Raw genomic sequence first — 6,020 nt, 5'->3', positions numbered from 1 at the left:
ATTCCACATAGCGCGAGCTTTAATAAGCTTTTATATAATTTCACGCAACAAAAAGCCTGCAACAAAACAACATTGCAGATAAAACGTGAAAATGTCACAATGGAATTTCCATAGCCCACTGCTGCTTATGCAGGAACCTGAACTCTACAACCTCCTTGGTTTGGTCTGCGAAAATCAAATCCGCGCTTAGTCAGAGAACTAAAAAATGATTTTGCCTCAGGGGAGTACGGCCTAGTTAACACCGTACACGTTGGTTTTAATTACTGATACCAACGGTGCTTCTCAAAGCAGCGAAACACAAAAATCAGTACGCACTTCACTGGCGGAAAGTGAACGTGAAAAGGTGTGAACAGTCGGCCTTGCTATACGAAAAAAAGCAAAATTGGCGAACGGCAATGCCGTCTGGATATTTTTACGAAAATATTTAGCTAGTTCTTACGCCCACATCGAGATTTTTATGAGCTTTGATCCAGTAGCAGCGACCGAAGCTGCAAAAAAGACCCGTGCTTTACGCAAAGGCAAAAACTATAAGAAACGCACCTCTAAACTTGAACCGTTCCGTTCTGAAATCGCCAAAATGTACAAGCATGGCGCATCTTTAGAACTGATTGCTCTGCACCTCCAAACTGAACACAAGCAATATGCAGCTCGCAGTACCATCCTCCGATATATCCATTCCATCGGAGTAACACGCAATGGCTAAAGGGCACTTCGCAAAATCAGAAAAACAAGCCGCTTCTGTCATGAAAGAAATGCAGGGGAAAGGTAATGCCATAGAATCGGTGGGAACGGCGAGGAACTACGAACAAGCATTGAAAACCTGTTGCGATTATCTGAAAGAGTTCAAGCTTGGCTCTCTAAGAGAACTAACCCCAGAACAAGCAAAAAACTACATAGAGTTACGCGCTCACGAATGTAAACAAAGCACAATCGACATGGATCGTCAGGCAATACAAACAATGATGCAGCATGTCACACATAAGTTAGAACCCAATCAAACACTATACCCACCCAAAGAGCTTCCTACATCTAAAAAAGAAACTATTGAAAACTCTCGTTCTTACACGCCAGAACAGGTCAATGCGATCATTCAGCACCAAACCGAGCAACATGCACTCTCAACACAACTTTGTCATGAAGCGGGTCTACGCGCTCACGAACTGTACACACTACGACCTTCTGGCGAAGTAAATCCGAGTCCACGGGACGTACACCAAGATAAATTTTCCCAACTCCCCAATGACTCAAAAACCTACACGGTTCAAGGGAAAGGCGGTCTCATTCGTGAAGTTCAAATCCCCAACCATTTGGCAGAAAAGTTAGAAGAACGCAGACTCGATACACCACAGCAACTCTCTGACAGGGGCGTGAATTACGAATCGCATTACAACATAGCAGGAGGACACAAGTTTTCTGATGCGTTCAGCAAAGCGAGTTCTCGCGCTCTTGGGTACTCCAACGGAGCACACGGCTTACGCCATAGCTACGCACAAAACCGCTACGAACAACTGGCTAACCACTTTGAGCGTATCGATGTCATGACGATTATTTCTCAAGAGCTAGGGCATTTCCGCCCCGATATTACAGAGGTATACCTACGATGATTTGGGGATTTTTGACGGTAATTGTTGTGGGATTGGTATTGCTTTTTGCAGCACCATTTCTTGATTTTCTAACTCCCGATAGCACGATTTGGTTAGTAGACTTATCCAACTCAAATGGTCCTATTTTACTAGCACAAGGCGCAAAAACGCTCTGGTACCAATGGCAATCATGGGTTTACATATTCTTGTTTAGCCTCATGACAGCGTTCATTTTAGGTTTAATTTACAACGGCATTCGCACATTCGCAGATGAGTCGTTACTCAAAGCTAAGAAAGAATTAGCTAAAAAAACGAAAGAGATCGAAAACATAAAACGAGAATACCAAGGTCAAGTTGAGAAGGATATCGTAAACAAACACGCCAAAGAAGCGAAACGACTCAACAAGAAAGAAAACGAGATCTACGCTATCAAGCAGCAAACAGAGAACAAGGAAGTGGCGTTACAAAAGCAAATAAGAATAGTCAATCACGCACACCGTCGACAAAACCAACAGACACAGAGTAAGTTAGGTCAAAGAGATCGACTGAGCGCAGAGAAGAAAATAATGGCAGAGTTCTTAGATGAAATAGACTGGAAGTTCACGGATGGAACAAAAATCACGTATACCGCTCTAGCAAGATTAGCAAAGAAACATAGAGGCCATTAATCAGATAACAACCCTAAAAAGGGCTGTTATCTGATATAGCTTGTTTAGTGCCACACATTACAATTTGCCAGTCGACTTCCAACGGAAGTAAGTTCTTCGACTGATACCAAGCTCAACCCAAGGTTCGTTAAGGCTAGGTCTACCTCCACCTTTTGAAACTTTTCCACCCTTAGCACCTTTCTTAGCGTGCCATTGGCTTTTCTTTTCTGGCGTGAATTCTCGATACGTCCAGTTAGCGATCGACTTCGCTATCGCTTTCACTTCTGACACGGGCAAAGGAACATTGAACTGGCTATTCGTACTTTCTACTTTGTCGTAGACGGCTGCATTCCACTTTCTTTTGTAGTTAGGCGCCCAGTATTCCCGAATCGCTCTATATGCCCACTGACGAGTGTTATCGAACAACTCACAGTTACGGCCAAGACCAGACGTTTCGCTACCACGTAACGGGTGGCCTTTCAGATCGAGGTATTCCGCCAGTTCATCGAGTGTGTACTCGTACTCTGTCCAAAACTCATTTTGCCAATGTGGGTGCAGTGGATTTTTCGTCAGTAGTCCTGCGAATCCACGATCCGCTTTCAGACGCTCAATCATCGCGGATTCAATCGCAGCTGCGTAGCGAATAGGTTCACTATGCGCGATATCAGACGTACAGAATGGAACTTTCAAGCGATACGCAATGTGTGCGTGTGCGTTCTCTGGGTTCTTTGAAGTCCAATATGGTGTGGGAAGATCGTTGTCGTACCAAGCCAACACACCGCCTTGTCGATCAATATCAAAGACAAGGTAAGTGACCAACTTCGGTTGGTTCACTTGCAGATATTTTTTCTTAATCGCTGTACTTTTTGGGCGTATGTAAGTGACACCGAGTTCATCGGTGCAATACGGCTTATGAGGAAGCGTCTCGATTAGATCGAGTTGAAATGCGTTTGATTGTTTAGCTTTCACACATAACTGCACTTATGGCGGTTACGTGTGGATTGTCTTTGTCTTTCCATGTGTTAAAATTACCTTAAGCTTTAGCCCTGATAACTCTCCATTCCGCCAAGTTTGAATGAGTTTCGGGGCTTTGTTTTATCTAGAGTTAATCTTACTCCTCAATACCTCCCTTCGCAATTTCCCTTCGCTTTTCTTGCTTTCAGGCACAAAAAAGGCCGCTATAGCGACCTTTCGAGAATCATTGTTCTACCGAAACACTGCACTTCGCACAAAGTGACATTACGTTAAATCCCACTCTTCACATTAAGCGACATGTTACCACCTAACATGCCGAATTTATCTTTAAGTCTTTGAATTTATGTTGACCATGAAAGATTAAATGAGCTTAGATCTGAGTAGAAATACGGCTTTTCGCCGTATAGAAAGCGTTATGTGTTTTTCTTGCAAGCGCCATGATTAATCAAAACTTTTTTCTAGCCATGCGGCATGGGTGAATTAAAAAACGGTGCCTTAGAGCGTCAATTTGGCGCCTTATTTTTGCGATTTTAAGTGGTTGTAAGTTGCTGTTTTTAAGGTGTTTATTTTTCTTGAGAACTGGTTGGTAAATGTTAGTCTTCGACTCAAATAGAAAGAGGGCTAGAAAATGGATAAAACAGACCAGTTATATGTACAAGCAGACTTTTCACATCAAGACATGAGTGGTCAGTATTTTAAAAATTGCAAATTTTTCTGCTGTTCCTTTAAACGAGCGAACCTCCGCGATACACAATTTGTAGATTGTTCTTTCATTGAACGAGGTGAATTAGAGGGGTGTGATTTTTCTTACTCGGATCTTAGAGATGCATCTTTTAAAAACTGCAGTCTTTCAATGTCGTATTTCAAAGGTGCAAATTGTTTTGGTATCGAGTTCAGAGAATGCGATTTAAAGGGTGCCAATTTTTCTCAAGCTAGCTTCATGAATCAGGTATCGAACAGAATGTATTTTTGTTCAGCTTATATAACAGGTTGTAATCTTTCATACGCCAACTTTGAAAGGCAGTGTATCGAAAAGTGTGATTTGTTTGAGAATAGATGGATTGGCGCAAATCTGAGTGGTGCATCATTTAAAGAGTCTGATTTAAGTCGGGGAGTATTTTCTGAAGGGTGTTGGAGCCAGTGTAGGTTGCAAGGTTGTGATTTGAGCCACTCGGAGTTGTATGGTTTAGACCCTCGGAAAGTTGACCTTACAGGTGTAAAAATCTGTTCGTGGCAGCAAGAACAACTTTTAGAGCAATTAGGTTTAATAGTAGTTCCTGACTAAATTTGATGGTTTGAACACACACATAACAAACGCCTCAAGAGGGACTGGCAACGCGTGGCGTTTCCAGGCCCAATGAGCCGCTGTGGTTGCAGGTGTTGTGTTTGAGTTTAGTTGTTATGCGTTGCCAGCCCCTTAGGCGGGCGTTAGCCCTCAGGAGGAAAAATGAAAATATCCATTATGGCAGCAGTTTCTGAGAATGGAGTAATTGGCTCTGGATTGGATATACCTTGGCATGTACAAGGTGAGCAGCTCCTGTTCAAAGCTATGACTTACAATCATTGGCTTTTAGTCGGTCGTAAAACTTTCGACTCAATGGGTAAACTTCCCAATAGGAAATATGCTGTGGTTACTCGCTCAGAAATGGTCTCGAATGATCCAGATGTTATTTATTTCACCAGCATTGAATCGGCATTATCTTACTTAGACAATACGACAACACATGTCTTTGTTTCTGGTGGTGGTGAAATTTACAAAGCATTAATCGAACAAGCAGATGTTATCCATCTTTCAGTGATTCATAAGCACATCTCTGGCGACGTGTTTTTCCCTTCAGTTCCACAGAGTTTCAAACAAACATTTGAGCAAAGTTTCAGTTCAAATATTGATTACACGTACCAAATTTGGGCAAAGGGCTAACAAACTGTTTAAGAGGGATTCACAACGCGTGGCATTTTTACTATGCGTTGGTTTTAGTGGTTAAGGCGGTATGCGGAAGCTTCGGTATTGCGTTGCTCACCCCTTAACAGGGCGTTAGAGCACTCCTAGTAAAGTAACATAGAGTTAACAAAATAATGTTAGATAAATTAGTTGGTAAGGTTATTAATTTCAAAGCGGTCACTAAAACCAAGGTACAGTTTGAATTAAGTGAAAATAATTGTGTAATCGAACTTCAAGTATCTGATGCTTGGGTTATTAATCGTAATGATGAAGTTACTGTTGTCGGCGAGCGGGACTCAAAAACAGGTAAGTTTATTGCCTATGCTTACAATAACCACACAAAGGGAGTATTTGGTAAGTATGATGCCCAAGTAGTAGGTGGATGGTTGTTTGTTGTTATTGGGCTATTCTTTTTTTGGGCTATTTTTCCACTGTTCTTACATGTTCCTGCAGGAATCAAACAGATTTCGCTTGGGAAAAAAGTTAACGAAGCTTTTGACTTGGTGACACAGAGCAAAGTGCTCTAACAAAGCATTTAAGAGTGATTCGCAACGCGTGACTCTGTAACGAAAATCACCTCCCCCTATTGATTAATGTATACCAATTTCATAGAACCACTTGAAGATGTATACATTAATCAGAATCCAAATTTATGCCTGAGCCACACTCAAAATCGGTGTCTATTATTCCTATTATGTTAAACGGGCGAGTTAGCTATCAAAAACAGCCCTTAGAACGCCATCAGAGGCTCTAGGCACGTTTTTAAGCACTTACTATGCCCTACTGACCCAGAAATCGGTCTGAAAGTTTGTGACGCTTTTCAGGCGATTTACAGGGCAAAGATGGCGCTGTTCGTTTGAAACAAAAAACGCC

At 42.0% G+C, this 6,020-nt stretch carries 7 protein-coding genes; 6 read left to right on the top strand and 1 reads right to left on the bottom strand.

Annotated features, from left to right (window positions below):
* Positions 1-382: 382 nt before the first annotated feature.
* From R7R78_RS23580 to R7R78_RS23570, 3 genes are read left to right on the top strand one after another with little or no spacing between them, the layout of a single operon-like run.
* On the top strand, positions 383-703 hold the full coding sequence (locus tag R7R78_RS23580; protein ID WP_102137291.1) for a hypothetical protein: 321 nt from the start codon (positions 383-385) through the stop codon (positions 701-703).
* Entirely contained in the window at positions 696-1,604 is a 909-nt protein-coding gene (locus tag R7R78_RS23575) for a tyrosine-type recombinase/integrase (RefSeq protein ID WP_102137292.1), read from the top strand. The genes R7R78_RS23580 and R7R78_RS23575 overlap by 8 nt, the downstream gene beginning before the upstream one ends.
* On the top strand, positions 1,601-2,251 hold the full coding sequence (locus tag R7R78_RS23570; RefSeq protein ID WP_102137293.1) for a hypothetical protein: 651 nt from the start codon (positions 1,601-1,603) through the stop codon (positions 2,249-2,251). The genes R7R78_RS23575 and R7R78_RS23570 overlap by 4 nt, the downstream gene beginning before the upstream one ends.
* A 57-nt stretch (positions 2,252-2,308) precedes the next feature.
* Here the strand turns inward: R7R78_RS23570 and R7R78_RS23565 are convergent, their stop codons facing one another.
* On the bottom strand, positions 2,309-3,199 hold the full coding sequence (locus R7R78_RS23565; protein WP_012615284.1) for a replication initiation protein: 891 nt from the start codon (positions 3,197-3,199) through the stop codon (positions 2,309-2,311).
* Positions 3,200-3,833: 634 nt separating this feature from the next.
* On the opposite strand from R7R78_RS23565, the gene R7R78_RS23560 reads away from it, so the two are divergent.
* From R7R78_RS23560 to R7R78_RS23550, 3 genes are all read left to right on the top strand, one after another.
* On the top strand, positions 3,834-4,490 hold the full coding sequence (locus tag R7R78_RS23560; RefSeq protein ID WP_000361705.1) for a quinolone resistance pentapeptide repeat protein QnrVC5: 657 nt from the start codon (positions 3,834-3,836) through the stop codon (positions 4,488-4,490).
* Between the two features lie 162 nt (positions 4,491-4,652).
* Positions 4,653-5,126: a trimethoprim-resistant dihydrofolate reductase DfrA31 gene (gene dfrA31, locus R7R78_RS23555; RefSeq protein ID WP_000703246.1), complete on the top strand. Its 474-nt coding sequence runs from the start codon at positions 4,653-4,655 to the stop codon at positions 5,124-5,126.
* A gap of 155 nt (positions 5,127-5,281) precedes the next feature.
* A complete protein-coding gene (locus R7R78_RS23550; RefSeq protein ID WP_000884724.1) occupies positions 5,282-5,674 on the top strand; it encodes a hypothetical protein in 393 nt (130 codons plus the stop codon).
* Positions 5,675-6,020 lie beyond the last annotated feature (346 nt).

The organism is Vibrio sp. 2134-1 (assembly GCF_033339495.1).
The sequence above is the reverse complement of the archived record's forward strand: the minus strand, read 5'-3'. Positions and strand labels throughout refer to the sequence as shown.